The sequence below is a fragment of the Pedobacter ginsengisoli genome (genome assembly GCF_030244015.1).
In the GTDB taxonomy this organism is placed as follows: Bacteria; Bacteroidota; Bacteroidia; order Sphingobacteriales; family Sphingobacteriaceae; genus Pedobacter; species Pedobacter ginsengisoli.
Window position 1 is genome coordinate 987,679 of the sequence record NZ_JASSYX010000001.1, and the last position, 18,565, is coordinate 1,006,243.

At 44.1% G+C, this 18,565-nt stretch carries 15 protein-coding genes; 10 read left to right on the top strand and 5 right to left on the bottom strand.

The window, feature by feature from the left end; genetic code table 11:
• The first annotated feature begins 65 nt into the window (after window positions 1-65).
• Complete coding sequence (locus tag QEP08_RS04340; protein WP_285056121.1) at window positions 66-2,531, top strand: glutaminase family protein; 2,466 nt, start codon at window positions 66-68, stop codon at window positions 2,529-2,531.
• Between the two features lie 55 nt (window positions 2,532-2,586).
• Here the strand turns inward: QEP08_RS04340 and QEP08_RS04345 are convergent, their stop codons facing one another.
• Window positions 2,587-2,892: a hypothetical protein gene (locus QEP08_RS04345; protein ID WP_285056123.1), complete on the bottom strand. Its 306-nt coding sequence runs from the start codon at window positions 2,890-2,892 to the stop codon at window positions 2,587-2,589.
• Window positions 2,893-2,908: 16 nt separating this feature from the next.
• On the bottom strand, window positions 2,909-3,625 hold the full coding sequence (locus QEP08_RS04350; RefSeq protein ID WP_285056125.1) for a pirin family protein: 717 nt from the start codon (window positions 3,623-3,625) through the stop codon (window positions 2,909-2,911).
• 104 nt (window positions 3,626-3,729) lie between these two features.
• On the opposite strand from QEP08_RS04350, the gene QEP08_RS04355 reads away from it, so the two are divergent.
• Together QEP08_RS04355 and QEP08_RS04360 are read left to right on the top strand one after the other, a co-directional pair.
• On the top strand, window positions 3,730-6,264 hold the full coding sequence (locus QEP08_RS04355; protein WP_285056127.1) for a BamA/TamA family outer membrane protein: 2,535 nt from the start codon (window positions 3,730-3,732) through the stop codon (window positions 6,262-6,264).
• A gap of 110 nt (window positions 6,265-6,374) precedes the next feature.
• Entirely contained in the window at window positions 6,375-6,977 is a 603-nt protein-coding gene (locus QEP08_RS04360) for a sterol desaturase family protein (protein ID WP_285056129.1), read from the top strand.
• A 5-nt stretch (window positions 6,978-6,982) separates the two neighbouring features.
• On the opposite strand, the gene QEP08_RS04365 is transcribed toward QEP08_RS04360, so the two are convergent.
• A complete protein-coding gene (locus QEP08_RS04365) occupies window positions 6,983-7,279 on the bottom strand; it encodes a GNAT family N-acetyltransferase (protein WP_285056131.1) in 297 nt (98 codons plus the stop codon).
• A gap of 270 nt (window positions 7,280-7,549) precedes the next feature.
• Between QEP08_RS04365 and QEP08_RS04370 the strand changes: the two genes are divergently transcribed.
• The 4 genes from QEP08_RS04370 to QEP08_RS04385 are packed head-to-tail and all read left to right on the top strand — an operon-like array spanning window position 7,550 to window position 14,529.
• Window positions 7,550-9,877, top strand: a complete 2,328-nt coding sequence (locus QEP08_RS04370; RefSeq protein ID WP_285056133.1) for a PSD1 and planctomycete cytochrome C domain-containing protein — start codon at window positions 7,550-7,552, stop codon at window positions 9,875-9,877.
• A gap of 3 nt (window positions 9,878-9,880) precedes the next feature.
• The gene (locus QEP08_RS04375; protein ID WP_285056135.1) at window positions 9,881-11,329 is read left to right on the top strand and encodes a DUF1501 domain-containing protein; all 1,449 of its coding nucleotides are present in this window, start codon (window positions 9,881-9,883) and stop codon (window positions 11,327-11,329) included.
• A gap of 1 nt (window position 11,330) precedes the next feature.
• Entirely contained in the window at window positions 11,331-12,356 is a 1,026-nt protein-coding gene (locus QEP08_RS04380; RefSeq protein WP_285056137.1) for an NHL repeat-containing protein, read from the top strand.
• A gap of 7 nt (window positions 12,357-12,363) precedes the next feature.
• The gene (locus QEP08_RS04385; RefSeq protein WP_285056139.1) at window positions 12,364-14,529 is read left to right on the top strand and encodes a c-type cytochrome domain-containing protein; all 2,166 of its coding nucleotides are present in this window, start codon (window positions 12,364-12,366) and stop codon (window positions 14,527-14,529) included.
• 18 nt (window positions 14,530-14,547) lie between these two features.
• On the opposite strand, the gene QEP08_RS04390 is transcribed toward QEP08_RS04385, so the two are convergent.
• Window positions 14,548-15,921, bottom strand: coding sequence for a flavin monoamine oxidase family protein (locus QEP08_RS04390; protein WP_285056141.1), 1,374 nt, complete (start codon window positions 15,919-15,921; stop codon window positions 14,548-14,550).
• 140 nt (window positions 15,922-16,061) lie between these two features.
• Here QEP08_RS04390 and QEP08_RS04395 point away from each other — a divergent pair, with 140 nt between their 5' ends.
• The gene (locus QEP08_RS04395; protein WP_285056143.1) at window positions 16,062-16,238 is read left to right on the top strand and encodes a DUF6496 domain-containing protein; all 177 of its coding nucleotides are present in this window, start codon (window positions 16,062-16,064) and stop codon (window positions 16,236-16,238) included.
• Window positions 16,239-16,370: 132 nt separating this feature from the next.
• Here QEP08_RS04395 and QEP08_RS04400 read toward each other — a convergent pair whose 3' ends face one another.
• A complete protein-coding gene (locus QEP08_RS04400) occupies window positions 16,371-16,496 on the bottom strand; it encodes a hypothetical protein (RefSeq protein WP_285056145.1) in 126 nt (41 codons plus the stop codon).
• Between the two features lie 154 nt (window positions 16,497-16,650).
• On the opposite strand from QEP08_RS04400, the gene QEP08_RS04405 reads away from it, so the two are divergent.
• Entirely contained in the window at window positions 16,651-17,241 is a 591-nt protein-coding gene (locus QEP08_RS04405; RefSeq protein ID WP_285056147.1) for a TetR/AcrR family transcriptional regulator, read from the top strand.
• 13 nt (window positions 17,242-17,254) lie between these two features.
• A complete protein-coding gene (locus QEP08_RS04410; protein ID WP_285056149.1) occupies window positions 17,255-18,547 on the top strand; it encodes an MFS transporter in 1,293 nt (430 codons plus the stop codon).
• Window positions 18,548-18,565: the final 18 nt, after the last annotated feature.

Genomic DNA, 18,565 nt, shown 5'->3' on the forward strand with positions numbered 1-18,565 from the left:
AGACCCAGCTGCCCGAAAGCAGCTGGGTTTTTAATGATCATAAATTTAATCTAACAACCACACAAATGATAAAAAAGCATCTTTTAGTTTTATTGGTTTCCCTGGCTGGTATTAGTGCCTTTGCCCAGGAGAAAAAAGCCCCCTCATACCCTTTAATCACTCATGACCCTTATTTTAGTATTTGGTCAAATACTGATCAGGTGAATCACTCAGTGACTAAGCACTGGACTGGTGCCGAACAGTCTTTATTGGGTGTGATTAAAGTAGACGGCAAATCATATGGTTTCCTGGGTGCGATGGAACAAGTTTTTAAAAATGTGCTTGCGTCGTCGGATGATCAGGGGTATAATTTTAAATATACCGAATCAGAACCGGCGGGAGAATGGAAGTCTGCTGATTATATTGATACGGACTGGAAATCCGGAGCTGCGCCGTTTGGTGACACTGAGCACCACGCAAAGACAGAGTGGAAAACTAAAGACCTGTGGGTAAGGCGTTCTTTTGATCTGGCAAGCCTGAACTTAAAGGACCTGAGTCTGAAAATTAATCATGATGACAATATCCACGTTTACCTCAATGGGACACTAATCTATGAACATAAAGGCTGGACTGATAATAAGTTTATTTATGTCCCGGTTAAACAGGATGTAATTAAAAGTTTAAAAAAGACTAAGAATGTTTTGGCAATTCACATCGTAAATACGGCTGGCGGTCAGGGTTTAGATGCGGGATTGGTAACGAAGGCGCCTCTGCTGAATCCAATTCTTGCTGCTCAGCAAAAAAGTGTAAATGTAACTGCGACCCAAACCAGGTATGAGTTTAAAGCGGGCGGAATAGATCTTTCCCTCACTTTTACTTCTCCGCTGTTGCTGGATGATCTGAACCTGATATCACGCCCGGTTTCTTACATCACCTACAAGGTAAAATCAAATGATAAAAAGATACACAATGTAGAGGCGCTTTTCAATGCATCAACGAATATTGCTGTAAATATACCGGCACAGGAAGTAAGGGCTGAGAGTAGTAATTTTGGCCCTTTGTCGATATTAAAAGCGGGAACTACTGAACAGCCGGTGCTGCAAAAGAAGGGCGATAACCTGCGGATTGACTGGGGTTATATGTATGTGGCCACACCAATGGCAAATGGCGCTACTCAATATGTAGTTCCATTGCACAATGCGGTTGCAGATTTCAACAGCACTGCAAAAATAAAAAGGCCAACCGCACTGACAGGAACAAAACTCTCTTTAAGTACTGTTCTGCGATTTGGCAAGGTTGGTGCGAGCCCTGAACAGCAGTATGTGATGCTTGGTTACGATGACCTGGAATCGGTTCAGTTTTTTGGTCAGAACCTGAAAGCTTACTGGAATAGTGAGGGTACGGAATCTTTTAATGGTGAACTGGTAAAAGCCAATACTGATTATGCACAACTGATGGCCCGTACAAATACGTTTGATGCTTCCCTGTATAAAACTGCATTGGCCGCAGGGGGAGAAAAATATGCTAAACTTTGTGTGCTTGCGTACAGACAGGCCATAGCGGCACATAAGCTGGTAAAAAGTCCTCAGGGTGACCTGCTTTTCATGTCTAAAGAAAACTTCAGTAACGGTTCTATTTATACGGTGGATGTGACTTACCCTTCTGCTCCTTTGTTCCTGGCTTACAACCCTGAACTGGTAAAAGGTTTGTTGAACGGTATATTCTATTACAGCGAAAGCGGGAAATGGAAGAAGCCTTTTGCTGCGCATGATTTAGGTACTTATCCGCTGGCCAATGGACAAACCTATGGTGAGGATATGCCTGTGGAAGAATCGGGTAATATGCTGATCCTGACTGCTGCGATCGCTAAGGCTGAAGGCAATGCAGATTATGCCAGAAAGCACTGGAAAACTTTAGGCATATGGGCTGATTATCTGAGTAAGGAAGGGTTTGATCCTGGAAACCAGTTGTGTACTGATGATTTTGCTGGTCATTTGGCCAGGAACGCTAATTTATCTGTCAAAGCCATTGTAGCGCTGGGTGGCTATGGCCAGCTCGCAGCGCAGCTTGGTGAAACTGCTGAAGCGAAGAAATATACGGAAATGGCGAAGGCGATGGCTTTGAAGTGGATGGAAATGGCAAAGGATGGCGATCATTATGCATTGACGTTTGATAAAAAAGGTACCTGGAGCCAGAAGTATAACCTGGTTTGGGATAAGCTGTTAGGATTGGGGTTGTTTCCTCAGGAGGTTTACGATACGGAGATTAAATATTATCTGACTAAGCAAAATGAGTTTGGACTGCCTTTGGACAGCCGTAAGACTTATACGAAGTCCGACTGGATCGTCTGGACGTCGGTACTTGCGAATAATGACAGTGATTTTCAGGCATTGATCAATCCGGTTTATAAGTATGCTACGGAGACTTCATCGAGGGTTCCACTGAGCGACTGGCATGAGACCACTACAGGTAAGATGGTGGGTTTTCAGGCGAGGAGTGTGGTCGGAGGGTATTTTATCAAGATGCTGGAATCGACCTGGAAAAAGAAATAACGGTCTAAAAGAAGAATAAAAGGTGATTTTTATAATCTGATTGTGAAATCACCTTTTATTTTCTCCCCAAACACTCATAGATCTCCGCAAACAGCAAGCCGCTGCCGCCGCCATAATGATGTACTACCGGTATTTTAGATCTCGACCTGGCTACTATATTTTCAAACTCCGTTTCCTCTTCACTAGTTAAACCTGCTCCCATCAGTACCATGTCAAATGAAGCGGATTTAAATACCGTGATCGCCTGCTCTAAAGTATTTGCACCCGTACCATTCATGGTCTCATTGGCATTAATGAGCCTCACAATGGTATTCAGGATTTCCTGCTGGGTGCAAATCACTAAGATCTCAGTTTGTTTCATAGGGTAATATAAGCAATTAAAAGTTCATAGGAACTTCCATCAGAAGGACCTGGCTGTCTAGAGCTGCTTCGATGGTTACACTTTCCGTATCCCATATTCCAAAACCATCTCTTTCAGTCAAATCTTGTCCTTCAACTTTAGCGTCCCCTTTAAGTACAAATACATATAAGCCATTGGCTTTGTTTTTAAACTGATAGTCAACTTTAGTGGCTTTGTCAAATTTGCCGAGATTAAACCAGGCATCCTGATAGATCCAAACCCCGTCATCATCTTTGTTTGGAGACAAGATCTGGGTAAACTGGTTGGCTTTCATTAAATTGTCGTACCTCAGTTGCTGATATCTGGGTGTTACATTGCGCTGGTTGGGAAACAACCAGATCTGCAGGAACTGAACCGGCTGATCTTTGTCTTTGTTGAATTCTTTGTGGTAGATTCCTGTTCCCGCACTCATCACCTGGATTTCACCTGCTTCGATCACCGCAACATTTTCCATGCTGTCTTCATGTTGCAAAGCACCTTCCAATGGTATAGATATGATTTCCATATTGTCATGAGGGTGTTCGCCAAAACCTTTTCCGCCACTTACCCAGTCGTCATTTAATACCCTTAGGGCACCGAAATTAATGCGTTCCGGATTGTAGTGCATACCAAAGCTAAAGGTATGAAAGCTTTTCAACCATCCATGATCAGATTTGTCTCTTGTTGCTGCCTGATGTAATACTGTCTGTGCCATTTTCTTTTTGTTTTTATTTAACACCACAAAATTACAGCTGTGGTTTCTTTAAAATCTTACCATAGATTAAGAAATGATCCATAATATATTCAGATATTTAAACTATGCTAAAATATGTCCTCGCTTTTGTACTGCTGCTGTTCAATTTCCTGATTAAAGCCCAGGATTCCATTAGCATTAGGATTTATCCGAAGTATGATAGTGTAAGTAAATTTCACCGTTTCCTTTTCGGGGAGAATTATCGCAGGGAGTATGCCAGTGAAACCAGAGTTCCGGTAATCCGGATTTCGGCGTTCAGGGGCGGGCTGACGCCAACCCAGCGCGGGGGCGGGAACCAGTCACATTCTCTGAGGCTGGTAGATCAAAAGGGGAAAGAATGGGTGTTGCGAAGTGTAGAAAAGTTTCCGGAAATACTCTTGCCTGAGGTATTCCGGAAAACATTTGCCGGCGCAGCCATAAAAGACAACATGTCTGCCCAAAATCCATTTTCAGCACTGGTTGTTCCGGAAATAGCAGAGGCCGCCGGGGTTCCGCATACAGATCCTATGATCGGCTGGGTGCTACCTGATGCTAAACTCGGAGAGTTTTCCAATGTTTTTGCCAATACACTTTGTCTGCTGGAGGAAAGGGAGCCGGTTGGTGATACAGACAATTCATTGAAAATGATGAAGAAGCTGGACGACAATAGTGACAATGGTTATGACGGGGCACAATTGCTGAAGGCTAAAGCACTTGACGCACTCCTGGGAGACTGGGACCGGCATGAGGACCAGTGGCGCTGGAAGCCGGAGAAAAATGCAGACGGGACTACAAAATATCTTGCTATTCCGCGCGACAGGGACCAGGTTTTTTATTTGTCGGAAGGGGTAATACCGAGATACGCGCAGTCTTCATGGCTGCTGCCTATGATACAGGGCTATGAAAGGAACATTTCTGATATCAACTGGTTTTTTTGGGAAGGACGGTTTATTTATGCCAGATGGTTTGCGCAGTTGGATGAAAGGGACTGGACAAGGGTAGTCAATGAATTTTGTGCTGCAGTAACTGACGAGGTATTTGAAAGGGCGCTTAGAAAATTACCGGAACCAGGTTATTCCCTCCGTCACGACCGGTTGCTGAACCAGTTGAAGGAAAGAAGAAGAAAACTGCCTGATCTGATGTCGCAATACTATCACTTTATAAACCGGATAGTTGATGTGCAGGCGACCAATAAAAACGAGTTGCTGAATGTAAAAGATGCTCCGGACGGTGGGCTGACCATCACCATAAACAAGCTGACTAAAGAAGGGGAACTGAGGGAGGTGATCTTTAACCGGACATTCGATCCAAAAGTGACCCGGGAGATCAGGCTGTATGTGAAAGACGGTAATGATAGTCTGGTACTCAACAACAATTCCTCAGCTATAAAGTTAAAAATCGTGGGCGCAGAAGGTAAGAAGGTTTATCACATAGAAAATGCCTTCCGCAGCGTTAAAATATTTGGTAGGGACGACAATGTTTCATTTAGTGGGAAAACCGGTCTGGTCGGTAAAAGTCTGGACAATGACACGGCTAATACTCATTTTGTAGCTACGGATCTTTACACACGCCGGATGCTGCTTTTAAATGCCGGATATAATATTGACGACAGGGTGCTGCTTGGTTTATCTTACAAGATCACCCAGCCTGGCTTCAGGAAGCTACCTTTCGGCAGTACTCATGCTTTCTCTTTTTTACACTCTTTTGCTACTTCGGGATTCCGGTTCAGTTATAATGGGGAGTTGTTTAAAGTTTTAGGAAAGGCCGACCTCATTTTGAAGGCGGATGCATTTGCGCCTGAGAATTCCCAGAATTTTTACGGCCTTGGCAATGAGACTACCTTCAATAAAACCGGGGATTTTATCAGGTATTACCGGGCAAGGTTTAGTTTATATCAGGCAGATGCTGCGCTGCGCTGGCATTTTGGGAGATCGACACTCAGCGCGGGGCCGTCTGTCCAGTATTACAGGTACAGCCGGGATGACAACTATGGCAGGTTTATCAACAATACTGCAGAGCTCCACTCGCCGGACAGTGCGGTGATCAACAGGGACAAGGTTTATGCGGGTGCTGTGCTGGATTTTATCCACGACAACCGGAACAGCAGTATTTTGCCTTCGTCAGGGACATATATTGATGCGAAAATCTCAACCTACAAAGGGCTTAATACTTTTTCGAATTCTATTGCACAGTTTACCGGGAGTGTCGCTTTTTATAAAAGCCTGGACAAGAAAGGTCATTTGGTGATCAGTGACAGGGTAGGCGGCGGCGTCACTATTGGTAAGCAAGCCTTTTATCAGTCACAGTTTCTGGGCGGACAGGGAAATCTTCTTGGTTATCGTGAATTCAGGTTTGGCGGACAGCATAGTTTGTATAATAACTTAGAAATGCGGCTTAAGGTGGCCAACTTTGTCAATTATATATTACCTGGTGAATTTGGTGTGATGGGTTTCCATGACATAGGCAGGGTCTGGAGAAAAAAAGAGCGCTCGGATGTTTGGCATCAGGGCTATGGTGCCGGCATCTATTTTGCTCCCGCATCGTTGGTAGTAATCCGTGCGGTAGCAGGGTATTCCAATGAAGGCTGGTATCCTTACGTTGCAATGAAACTGAGGTATTGATATGGTCATGGTATTTTCATAAGCGCAAAAAACAGATCCTTAATAACACAGAAAAAAAGGAAAACCCGTACTTTAGACTGCCGTATAAGGAGCATCAAATTATTTAAGTGATGAAGAAGAATTTTATATCTAATTCCAGCGAATCGATCAGGATGTTTAAAAACCCGATTTTAGAAGGCTTGTCTAAGGTGCCTTATTTTATTCCGCTGATCGTTTTTGTTCCGGTAATTGGTTATTTCTGCTGGAAGTCTGTAGCCATGAACGGACCGGTTCTGTTTACAGGTTATTTGCTGCTGGGGCTGTTTATCTGGACATTAACGGAATACGTCATGCACCGTTTTGTGTTTCATTTTTATCCTAAGTCGGAATGGGGTAAAAGAATTCATTTTATATTTCATGGGGTCCATCATGATTACCCGAATGATGCCAAACGTTTGGTAATGCCTCCTTCAGCGAGCATCCCTTTGGCGCTGGCATTCTACTTGCTGTTTAAATATACGTTGTCTCCTGTATTGCTTGACGGTTTTTTTGCCGGGTTTTTGCTTGGCTATCTTTTTTACGATATGACCCATTATATGTTGCACCATGCTCAGTTTAAGAATACCTTCTGGAAGAAGCTGAAGCAGCAGCACATGCTGCACCATTATGATGACTCTACTAAAAAATATGGTGTAACCTCAGACATCTGGGATAAGGTTTTTGGGACCCGGTAAATAACTTATTCTTTGTCTACAAGTCTTAACCATTCAGGATGGCGCTTTAAATAGGCAGCAACAAAGGGACAAAGCGGAACCATTTTATAGTCGTTTTCTTCTAAATAGGCAAGTGTTTTTTCGACTATTGCTGTAGCTGAGCCTTTGCCTTTTAACTCTTCAGGGGTTTCTGTATGTATCAGCCAGATTTTTTTACCACGTTCTTTAAATTCAATAAAGGTGGTGTAAGTATCGGTTGTCAATTCAAAACGATTTTTATCTGCATTTTTAATCAAGGGCACATTCAGGTATTCCTCATTCATATTTTCCGCGTTTTAGGCTGCTGTTTTTTGATATTCTGAAAGGTACAAATATTAATATACTTTTCGATAAATCTGATATCAATTGCGCGCTGACAGATTTTGTTGTATACATATCATTGGGCTGTAAATGACCCTTAACCGCCTATTATGTTCATATGTTCATACAAATTGACAATTATCTTAAAAATTCGTTGCGATTCCGGATAGTTTATTCTAAATTTATAACGGCAGACGCAGGTCTTGCCCACACATGAAACCAATAATTACTGTATGAACCGGAGGCTTGTTTATTTAATGCTGACGTTTTTGAGTATTGTATATGCCATACAAGCATGTAACAACAATTCAACAACAACCCAGGTTGCCGAAGAGGAGCTGCCTGACAGCATCAGCTACAATTTTAATGTAAGACCTATTTTATCAGATAAATGCTTTGTCTGTCATGGACCCGATGCTAATAAAAGAGAGGCCGGGCTGAGACTAGACATCGCTGAAGAAGCCTATAAGGCGCTAAAGGATAACCCGTCTGCGCACGCGCTGGTTCCCTTTAAACCTAATGCTTCTGAAGTTTTTCTTAGGATCGCTTCGAAGGATTCTGCTTATATGATGCCGCCAAAATCATCTAATCTCAAATTAACGGCATACGAAATTTCAGTTCTGGAAAAATGGATAAAACAGGGTGCTAAGTATGAAAAGCACTGGGCCTTTAATCCGCCGAAACTTCCTGCTGTCCCTGCTGTAGCCAATAAAACCTGGCCAAAAAATGAGATTGATCACTTCATCCTGAAAAAAATGGAGCAAAAACATCTGGAACCAAATAAGGAGGCGGATAAGGAACGATTGCTCAAGCGGCTCAGCCTTGACTTGACAGGTTTGCCGCCGACCATAGCGATGATGGACCAGTTTCTGGCCGATAACAGCAGCAATGCTTATGAAAAGATGGTTGATCAGTTGCTGGCCAGTCCTGCATACGGTGAAAAGATGGCCTTGCACTGGCTTGATATCGCAAGGTTTGCGGATTCTCATGGTTATCAGGATGATAACTACCGGTCTCAGTGGCCGTGGCGTGACTGGGTCATTCATGCTTTCAATAAAAATATGCCTTATGACCAGTTTATCAGCTGGCAGCTTGCCGGTGATTTGATGCCAAACTCAACAAAGGAGCAATTGCTGGCAACCGGTTTCAACAGGAATCATAAAATCACAGAGGAAGGTGGTGTCGTGGACGAAGAATACAGGGTAGAGTATGTGACTGACCGCACCAATACTTTTGGTAAGGCCATCATTGGAGTCACACTGGAATGCGCACACTGTCATGACCATAAATATGACCCTTTTTCTCAAAAGGAGTATTACCAGGTGTTTGCTTTCTTCAATAATGTCAAAGAAGTTGGGATTGAAAGCGTAGTAGGCGGTCCTGAGACTTATGCTAAAAAGCCCCTGATGGAGATCAGCAATGAGGATGTAAAGAACATTCTGACATTTGTCAATAAACAGGATACCAACAGGCTGATCGTTTCGGTCATGGGTGATCAGGATACCGTAAGAAAAACCTATATCCTCAAAAGGGGCGCCTATGATGCGCATGGCGATGAGGTTAGTGCCGGAACACCTAAATCTCTTTTAAGTTTTAGTGATAAATACCCCAAAAACAGACTGGGCCTGACTCAGTGGCTGTTTGATAAACAAAACCCGCTGACATCCCGCGTCTTTGTAAATCAGATCTGGCAGGAGATATTTGGCCGCGGTATCGTGAAAACCTCAGGTGATTTTGGTATGCAGGGCGAATTGCCCACGCATCCTGAGCTGCTCGACTGGCTGGCGGTTGATTTTATGAACCACAAATGGGACATCAAACGCCTCATGAAACAGATCGTTAGTTCCGCTACTTACCGCCAGTCTGCTGTCGTTACGCCTGAGAAACTCAAAGTTGATCCTGATAATATAATGATGGCCAGGTCTTCGCGCTACCGGGTTCCTGCTGAGATCGTAAAGGATGTGGTACTGGCCAGCAGCGGTTTGCTTGTCAGGACAATTGGAGGACCTAGTGTTAAGGCTTATCAGCCACCAGGACTGTGGGAAGGTGCCACTTCCGGTCGCGGCCAGCTGGCTAAATATGTTCAGGACCATGGTGAAAGTCTTTACCGCAGAGGCATGTATAATTTTATCAAGCGTACCGTTCCACCTCCTAATATGGGGATTTTTGATGCCAGCAACAGAGACCAGTGTGAGGTGAAGCGCAACAAAACCAATACACCGCTACAGGCACTGGTAATGCTCAACGATCCTACTGTATTGGAAGCTTCCCGTGTACTGGCGGGCAATCTGCTGGAGGAAAAGAGCAGTACGGACGCTAAGATCAACAAAGCGTTCCGGCTGATCGTTTGTCGCAAACCTAATGAAAAAGAAAAACAGGTCCTGAATGCTTATTATGCTGATCAGCTAAAAGTTTATACCAGGAACAAACAGGACGCAGCAAAAATAATCGCCGTTGGCGAATATCCGATAAACAACAAGGTAAACAAAACCGATATGGCTGCCATGACGGAAGTGATCACGGCAATATACAATCTGGAAGAAACCATCACAAGATCTTAAGTTATGGAAAAAGACATTTTAGAACACGGGTTAAGCTGGAACAGGCGTCGCTTTTTGTCCAGGCTTAGTTTGGGGCTGGGCAGTGTCGCTCTCGGCTCATTGCTCATTCCCGATCTTTTTACGGGGGCAGCTGATGAAGCCGGACTCCCACCGGGGATTCCCGATTTCGCGCCAAAGGCCAAGCGGGTGATTTACCTGTTTCAAAACGGAGCGCCATCGCAGCTGGAACTTTTTGATTATAAGCCTAAACTGAGGGAAATGATGGGGCAGGAGCTGCCTGCGTCGATCAGGGGCGGGCAACGGCTTACCGGTATGACAGCCAATCAGGCCTCTTTCCCGCTGGTAGGTTCCATCTATGATTTTAAGCAATACGGCCAGTCCAGGGCATGGATCAGTGACTTACTGCCCAATACTGCAAAGGTAGTAGATGACATCTGTATCATACGCTCTATGCATACTGAGGCCATCAACCACGATCCGGCGCTTACTTTCTTCCAGACCGGTGCCCAGCAGGGCAACAGGCCGAGTATGGGTGCATGGCTGAGTTATGGTCTGGGCAGTGAAAATAAAAATTTGCCTGCCTTTACGGTGTTGCTTTCCAGGGGCAAGGGAGATGGACAAGGGGTATATTCCAAGCTCTGGACCAATGGTTTTCTTGATTCTACTCATCAGGGCGTGCAGTTCAGTGCTGGCGAAGATCCGGTGCTGTACCTTAAAGACCCTGCTGGTTTGAACCGTTTTGAACGCAGAAAAATGCTCGATAAGCTGGCAGAGATGAATGACATGTCCTATCAGGAATTCGGGGATCCGGAGATCAGTGCCAAAGTACAGCAATATGAAATGGCTTACCGTATGCAGACTGCAGTTCCGGAGATTACCGATGTTTCCAAAGAACCGGATGATATCATTAAAATGTATGGCGCGGATTGCCTGGTACCCGGCACTTTTGCGGCCAACTGTCTGCTGGCCCGTAAACTGAGTGAAAATGGTGTACGTTTTGTGCAGTTGTATCACCAGGGCTGGGACCAGCACGGCAACCTGCCAAGAGATATTGCCGGTCAGGCTAAAGATGTTGACCAGGCCTCTGCGGCACTGATTACTGATCTTAAACAACGCGGCCTGCTTGACGAGACACTGGTGATCTGGGGCGGTGAGTTTGGGCGTACCAATTACAGTCAGGGTACCCTGAGCAAAGACAACTATGGCCGTGATCACCACCCGCGCTGTTTTAGTATCTGGATGGCGGGCGGAGGCATTAAACCGGGAGTTTATGGCGAGACTGATGAGTTTGGTTACAATGTGGTTAAAGACCCTGTACATGTGCATGACTTTCAGGCAACGGTTTTACATCAGCTGGGGCTGAACCATGAGAAACTGATATTTAAACATTTAGGAAGGAGATACCGGCTAACTGACGTTTCCGGCAAGGTAATTAACGACATTATTGCATAATATGGAAAGAAGAACATTTATCAAACACACTGCTGCCGTTTCGGCAAGCTTTTTTATAGCTAAAGATATGCTCGCGAGCCCAAAAGGACCAGTATATGGTCACAACAAAATGAAGTACAGCATGGATGTAAAATGGGGACAGCTGAACCCATCGGTCAACCCTGTGAATGACTGCCATGAAATGGTGCAGGACGCTAAGGGAAGGATCATCCTGCTGACCAACGAGACTAAGAATAACGTGCTGATCTATAATAAATCGGGCAAATTGCTTTCATCCTGGGGACATGAATTCCCCGGTGCACATGGACTGACCCTGGCAAAGGAAAACGGCAGGGAATACCTCTTCATTACAGATACGAACAGACATCAGGTTTATAAAACTACGCTTGATGGCAAGTTATTAATGACCATAGACTGTCCGATGGAAACCGGCCTTTATAAAAAAATAGAAGAATTTGTGCCTACAGAAACAGCGGTTGCCGACGATGGCAGCTTTTTTATAGCTGATGGTTATGGCTTGCAGTATGTGTTTCATTATAGTGCAGACGGTAAGCTGCTGAGCCATTTTGGGGGGCGTGGTACAGAGACAAAAAATCTGGACAACGCGCACGGAGTTTGCATCGATAAAAGGCAGGGAAAAGCGACCTTGCTGGTTACAGACCGCACACGCAACTGTTTTAAACGGTTTGATCTGCAGGGCAATTTAATAGAAGTGATCGCATTGCCGGGAGCTTGTGTCTGTCGTCCGGTCATCCATAAAGATCATCTGTATGCCGCGGTGTTGCGCTCTCCGGATTTAAATGCTGCGGGAAGTGGTTTTGTAACTATTCTCGATAAACACAACAAGGTCGTGTCAAATATTGGTGGTACTGAGCCTGTTTATAAGGATAGTGTATTGCAGCCTATGTCGCAACTGGACAAGATCTTCCAAAATCCGCATGATGTGTGCGTGGATGATGATGAGAATCTGTATGTAGCGCAATGGGCATCCGGAAAAGTTTATCCTTACAAATTTACCCGCGTATAGTTTCTCTATGAAGATAACCCTGAAAGGTTTCGCAGAGAACCTGCTTTTTGCGGCTAATATTTTTATTGTTTTTCTCCTGATCTTCGGCCATAAGATCAGTATCCCGCTTTGGCTGCAGCCGGTAGGCAGAATGCATCCCATGTTGCTCCATTTTCCGATTGTGATCCTGATGCTGGCTATGGTACTGGAGTTTTTCCGGTTTAAGACTGCTTATGCAAAGGAAAGCCTGTACCAGAATTTTACCTCGGGGTTGTTGTTACTCGGGGTTGTTTTTTCTGCCATTACCGTGATTATGGGATTGTTTCTTTCCAGGGAGCCTGCCTATGGGGGTGCACTCCTGGACTGGCACAAATGGACTGGAGTAAGCGTTGTTTTCGTGGGTTCGGCGATTTATTGGTGTAGAAATACAGCCTGGTACAAAGCTCCGGTTGCTAAAGTGGGGGCCGTAGTAGTTACGCTTGCACTGATCATGACCGGACATTACGGAGCTACATTGACCCATGGAGAGAATTTTGTGCTGGAGCCGGTAACTCCCGCCAAACAAATTGCCAAAGTCCCGATTGACCAGGCAAGGGTATTTGAAGATGTCATCATGCCTATTTTTTCTCAGAAGTGTCTGAATTGTCACAACTTGGAGAAAGCAAAGGGCGGACTGATCCTGGCTGATGCCAATTCAATGCTGAAAGGTGGAAAGAACGGACAGCTTTTTGTACCAGGTAAGCCGGAGATCAGTTTGCTGCTGCAACGCATCCATCTTCCTATGGATGAGAAGAAACATATGCCGCCCAAAGACGAAACCCAGTTAACTGATGATGAAATGGCATTGCTAAGTCTGTGGGTAAAACAGAATGCGGAAATGAAAAAGAAGGTGTTGGACCTGGCTGAAAATGATTCCCTCAGGATACTGGCCGCTGTTTACCTGACTCCCCCGCAAACAGTTGAAGAAGAAGATTATAATTTCAGCGCTGCGGACGAGGATGACATAAATAAACTCAACAACAATTACAGGGTGATTTCGCCTCTGGCAAAGAATTCACCCGCGCTAGCCGTTGTTGTTTATGATAAAACGAGTTTTAAACCGGACGTTTTAAAAGAACTGGAAGCCATTAAAAAACAAATTGTTTCCTTAAATCTAAGCGGAATGCCCGTTAAGGATGAGGATTTGAAGGTGATTGCTGAGTTTAAAAACCTGCGCAAGCTTATTCTTAATTTTACAGCAATAAAGGGGGACGGACTTAAATATTTAAAGGACTTGAAGCATTTACATAGCCTATCGCTGTCAGGCACTGCCGTAAGCCATAAATTTGTTGATGTTTATGCAGATCAAAGCCAGATTAAGCAGCTGACCTTATGGGAAACAGGGCTCAGTGCAGCTCAGATTAAAGCGTTGCAAAAAAAGTACAGGGCGATCAGTGTGGTTGGCGGCTTTAATGGTACAGGCCAGCTTTCATCTAAGCTGAACCCGGCTAAACTAAATGTGGAGTCCAGGTTGTTTAAACAGCCTTTTAACCTGGAATTGAAGCATGCCATAAGAGGTGTACAGATCCGATATACACTGGATGGTTCTGAGCCAGATAGTATTAAAGCTCCACTTTATAAAGACCCGATTCCTATCAGCAAAAACACGGTACTCAAAACACGCAGCTATAAGAAGGGCTGGGTAAGCAGTGATCTGCTGGAGTTCCCCTTGTACAAAAGTACCTATAAACCTGATAGCATTAGCAATTTATTGCTGCCTGAAGAAAACCTCAACGGAGGCAGGGCGCCGGCATTGATCGATGGGCAGTTTGGTAGTATTGATATTTTCCAGGGCCGCTGGGCAGGTTATATTAAGAATGACTTCTCAACCCTGATGTTGTTCAGGCAACCTGTGGTGGTGCAGTCGGTCGGATTAAATGCCATCAGACATCTACAGGCCAATTCATTGCTGCCGCAAGTGGTGGAAGTGTGGGGCGGTAAGGATTCCAGGAATCTGAAATTGCTGGGCAGCTACCGGCCTCCGGCAGCAAAACCTGGCGATATACCATTGATTGTAAACATGGAAGTACAATTTAAGCCGCAGTCGCTTTCCTGTATAAAACTAATTGCCAGGACCACTAAGAAGCTGCCTGCCTGGCATCCTTCGGGAGGAAAACCAGCCGTGATGTTTGTGGATGAGATCTTTGTCAATTAAGTAGGGAAGAGAGGCTGGTTAAATCTTGGCTGCAGCCTCTTTTCCCGTTTCAAGTGCGCCTTCCATAAAACCCTGCCAATATTCAGACAGGTGCTCCCCGGCAAAATGGGTGTGGATGTGGCTTGCGTTTAATTTGGGAAAAAGATCAAACCATTCTCCTTTGCCGTACATGGCATAGGCGCCCATGGAATAATCGTTATTGCCCCAATAGTAATTGGTCTGGTTTTCCAGCATTTCTTTAATGTCTGGAAATGCCGGCTGTAAAGATGCCTGTATCATCTGTGCACGCCACTGATCGGTTTGATTGGCCACTACAGCAGCTTTATCACCTATAGTATAAGAGATCAAAGCGCCTTTGACGGATTGCTGATTCTTCGTGGCATGATAGAAATAGTGACCAGGCATATCTGTGATCATGTCGAAACTTTCATCCTTCCAAAAACGTTTGTTGAATAACAATGCGTTTTTGTTGATTCTTGCGTACTGGAGGGCGTCGAGTGCATAGCTCATGGTTTCAGGCAGTTCCGGCTGCCATGTGATCTTTTTTACGGCAAATGTAGGGGCAGTGCAAATGAGTTGATCACCTTCGGCAATATAGCCGTTATCACAATGTACTTTTACCCCGTTGGTCTGTACTACTTTTTGCACACGGTGCGCAAATTTGATTTTAGCCGCAAACAATGACTTGAGTTTAAGGGCCAGTTGCTGGTTGCCGCCCCTGATCTTGTAATCCATTTCATTACGGGATTTTTTACTGCTCCGGGCGTATTCATCTAAAGCTGCGTATGCAGATACGTGTCTGATGCTTTCTCCGAAATCAGTGCTGTCTGCCAGTTCTCTTATGTCCAGATCCCGGCCACTACAGCCATTGTTTACCAGGTAGCGCCACCAGTCGATCTTATCCAGCTTTCTGCCCAGGACTTCTTTCTGGGTTTCGGTTAATTTTTGATAGTTCAGCAGGAGCTGCTGATATTTTAAATCCCATTCTTTAGAGGTGACCTCTTCAAGAGTCGTGTAATGTTTGTTTTTATAAATTACCTGGGTGTCAAACTGGTTGTTGTCTAAAGGAAGTTTAAACTGGTCACACAATCCGCGTAGAAAATGATGGTCTTCTCCGATCCATTCTGCGCCCAGTTCTACAATGAGTTTTTCTTTTTTATCTATGGTATGTGAAAATACCCTGCCCCCGGCGTCATTTCCAGATTCAATGATCTCAAAATCTATGTTCCGCTGATAAAGAGAATAGGCAGCTGACAGGCCAGCAAAACCGGCACCGATGATAATGATCTTTTTCTTTTTAGGAATCGAAAAGGAACCTAGGGAAGTCCCGGAGATCAATGTTCCTGCAGTCAGTAAGGCGGCCTCTTTGATAAAATCCCTGCGAGAGCTCATAGGTATGTTTTTGTTAATCGGGAATTAAGTTAGATAAATGTGGTGTATAAACAAAATCCTTGAGCGCGGGCAAAATAAAAATGTTTTAAACATTCTAAAAAAGCGCTTGTTAAGGGAATTGAACATAAATTCTAAAGGAAATGGCAAAGTATTCTAAAAAAGCATCTGAAAAGGTAGAAGATGTCATGCATGAAATGAAGGAAGGAAAACTGAAATCGGGAAGCGGCAAGAAAGTAACTTCCAAAAAACAAGCAGTAGCTATAGGGCTGTCAGAAGCGAGAAAAGAAGGCGCCAGGGTTCCGAAAAAGAAATCCTAGTTTCTTCTCTGCTTTATTGTTTGTCAATTGTTTTACGTTCATATCTTATGTGCGCCCCACTCAAGGGGTTCCATATCGTCTGAAAGAATTAGGGGGTCATGCAAGGGTTATGTAATGCCATAGAAAGAGCCATTATTTCTTTTTACTCGTACTTACTTTTTTAGCGTCTTTTGCTGATGTTGCGTTTTCGGGTTCAGCCCCTTTAGATTTTTTTTGATCTTTTATTTCAGCCTTTGTAGTTTTCTTAGGAGTTTTCATAGATGTTTTTTTTAGTAATGCGGCCAACTTTATTCATGTCATCAGATAACAACTAAAGTAAGATAAAGTTCGCAGTTGGCCCCGAAAAATATAGTGTACATAATATTATAAATGAATAAATATTCATTTATATTTGCTGTTGAAATTTACTGATATGCGCGGCAGAGATTTAAATAAGGTAGACCTGGTCAAACTGAATGCAATGGAGTTACTCGTGCGCACTGGTTTTGAGGGGTTTACGATGAATAAGCTAGCCAAAGAATGTAAGATCTCTGTTGCCACGCTTTACATCTACTATAAAGATAAAGATGACCTGATCCTGCAGATCGGGATGGAAGAGGGGAAGCGGATGAGTGACATTATGCTGGAAAATTTCGATCCTGAAGTGTCTTTTGAAGAAGGATTGAGGCAGCAGTGGAAGAACAGGGCAAAATGCATGCTTGAAAATCCAGTATCTGCCCGTTTTCTGGAACTGCTGAGGTCCTCAAGCTACCAGGAGCAGATCTTCAACTGCATTGCCGGTAATTTCAAACCGACACTTGGTAAATTCATGCACAATGCAATAAACCGCGGTGAAATAAACCCAATGTCCCTTGATGTTTACTGGTCGGTAGCATTTGCACCTTTATACAACCTGATCCGTTTTCACAATGAAAAAAGAAGTATAGCGGGCCAGGCCTTTGTACTGACGGATAAAGTACTATGGGAGACTTTTGGACTGGTGCTCAAAGCTTTAAGAAAATAACAAAACATATAAAATGGAACAAACTCAGACAAATATAGCCCAACCTTTCACAACCTATCAGAAACTGGTCATTGCGATCCTTGCTTTGCTGCAGTTTACAATAGTGCTCGATTTTATGATCCTCGCTCCGCTTGGCGATTTTTTGATGAAATCCCTGGAGATCAGTCCCAAAGGATTTGGGTTGGTTGTCTCTTCTTATGCTTTCAGCGCAGGTGCCTCAGGTATTCTCGCAGCAGGATTTGCTGATAAATTTGACCGCAAAAAATTGCTGCTTTTCTTTTATTTTGGATTTATTGTGGGTACGCTGTGCTGCGCACTGGCCACGAGCTTCTGGATGCTGCTTGGTGCCAGGATCGTTACCGGTTTGTTTGGAGGTGTCATCGGTGCCATCACGCTTACCATTATGACTGATCTCTTTGCTGTCAACCAGCGCGGAAGGGTAATGGGTTTTGTGCAAATGGCCTTTTCCGGAAGCCAGATTTTGGGTATCCCAATTGGTTTGTACCTTGCCAATGCCTGGGGCTGGCATTCGACTTTTTTGATGATCGTGGTTCTGGCTTCGTGCATAACAGTTGTCATCATATTGAAAATAAGGCCGATTGATAAACATCTTGATTTACAGTCAGATAAAAACGCTTTTCTGCACCTGTGGCATGCCGTTTCTAACCCATCGTATCAAACAGGTTTTATTGCGACCGCTTTTTTGAGCGTAGGTGGTTTTATGCTGATGCCATTCAGTAGTTCCTACCTCATTAACAACATCAGGATCACTGCGGAGCAATTGCCGCTGATTTTTATGTTTACTGGTTTTTCCTCTATTATAGTAATGCCATTAATCGGAAAGCTAAGTGATAAGGTTGATAAGTTCATAATCTTTAGTGCAGGATGTATCATCGCCATCATTATGATCCTGATCTATACCAACCTGGTTCCGGTTCCGATGTGGCAGGTAGTTGTGATCAACATGATCATGTTTATGGGGATTATGAGCAGGATCATCCCCGCAACAGCACTGACCATGAGTATTCCGGATATGAAAGACCGTGGTGCTTTTATGAGTGTCAACTCCTCACTGCAGCAAATGGCCGGTGGTATTGCTGCGCTTTTTGCTGGTGTGATTGTGACGCAAAAAGATAAGACCAGTCCGCTGGAACATTACGGTATACTGGGAATCGTAGTCTCGGTGGTGATTGTGATCAGTATTTTTTTGATTTACAGAGTTAGTATAATGGTAAAGAAAAAACAAACTATATTTGCTGCCACTGCAAAGACTGAGCAAGACAGCCCGGCTACAGTAACTCACTAACCTCAATTAGCTTTGCCA

What these genes read in the sequence shown, in the direction of transcription:
- QEP08_RS04410 (WP_285056149.1), top strand. Translation starts at nt 17,255, where the DNA reads ATGGAACAAACTCAGACAAATATAGCCCAACCTTTCACAACCTATCAG.
- QEP08_RS04365 (WP_285056131.1), bottom strand. Translation starts at nt 7,279, where the DNA reads ATGAATGAGGAATACCTGAATGTGCCCTTGATTAAAAATGCAGATAAA.
- QEP08_RS04390 (WP_285056141.1), bottom strand. Translation starts at nt 15,921, where the DNA reads ATGAGCTCTCGCAGGGATTTTATCAAAGAGGCCGCCTTACTGACTGCA.
- QEP08_RS04395 (WP_285056143.1), top strand. Translation starts at nt 16,062, where the DNA reads ATGGCAAAGTATTCTAAAAAAGCATCTGAAAAGGTAGAAGATGTCATG.
- QEP08_RS04360 (WP_285056129.1), top strand. Translation starts at nt 6,375, where the DNA reads ATGAAGAAGAATTTTATATCTAATTCCAGCGAATCGATCAGGATGTTT.
- QEP08_RS04385 (WP_285056139.1), top strand. Translation starts at nt 12,364, where the DNA reads ATGAAGATAACCCTGAAAGGTTTCGCAGAGAACCTGCTTTTTGCGGCT.
- QEP08_RS04375 (WP_285056135.1), top strand. Translation starts at nt 9,881, where the DNA reads ATGGAAAAAGACATTTTAGAACACGGGTTAAGCTGGAACAGGCGTCGC.
- QEP08_RS04340 (WP_285056121.1), top strand. Translation starts at nt 66, where the DNA reads ATGATAAAAAAGCATCTTTTAGTTTTATTGGTTTCCCTGGCTGGTATT.
- QEP08_RS04405 (WP_285056147.1), top strand. Translation starts at nt 16,651, where the DNA reads ATGCGCGGCAGAGATTTAAATAAGGTAGACCTGGTCAAACTGAATGCA.
- QEP08_RS04345 (WP_285056123.1), bottom strand. Translation starts at nt 2,892, where the DNA reads ATGAAACAAACTGAGATCTTAGTGATTTGCACCCAGCAGGAAATCCTG.
- QEP08_RS04355 (WP_285056127.1), top strand. Translation starts at nt 3,730, where the DNA reads ATGCTAAAATATGTCCTCGCTTTTGTACTGCTGCTGTTCAATTTCCTG.
- QEP08_RS04400 (WP_285056145.1), bottom strand. Translation starts at nt 16,496, where the DNA reads ATGAAAACTCCTAAGAAAACTACAAAGGCTGAAATAAAAGATCAAAAA.
- QEP08_RS04380 (WP_285056137.1), top strand. Translation starts at nt 11,331, where the DNA reads ATGGAAAGAAGAACATTTATCAAACACACTGCTGCCGTTTCGGCAAGC.
- QEP08_RS04370 (WP_285056133.1), top strand. Translation starts at nt 7,550, where the DNA reads ATGAACCGGAGGCTTGTTTATTTAATGCTGACGTTTTTGAGTATTGTA.
- QEP08_RS04350 (WP_285056125.1), bottom strand. Translation starts at nt 3,625, where the DNA reads ATGGCACAGACAGTATTACATCAGGCAGCAACAAGAGACAAATCTGAT.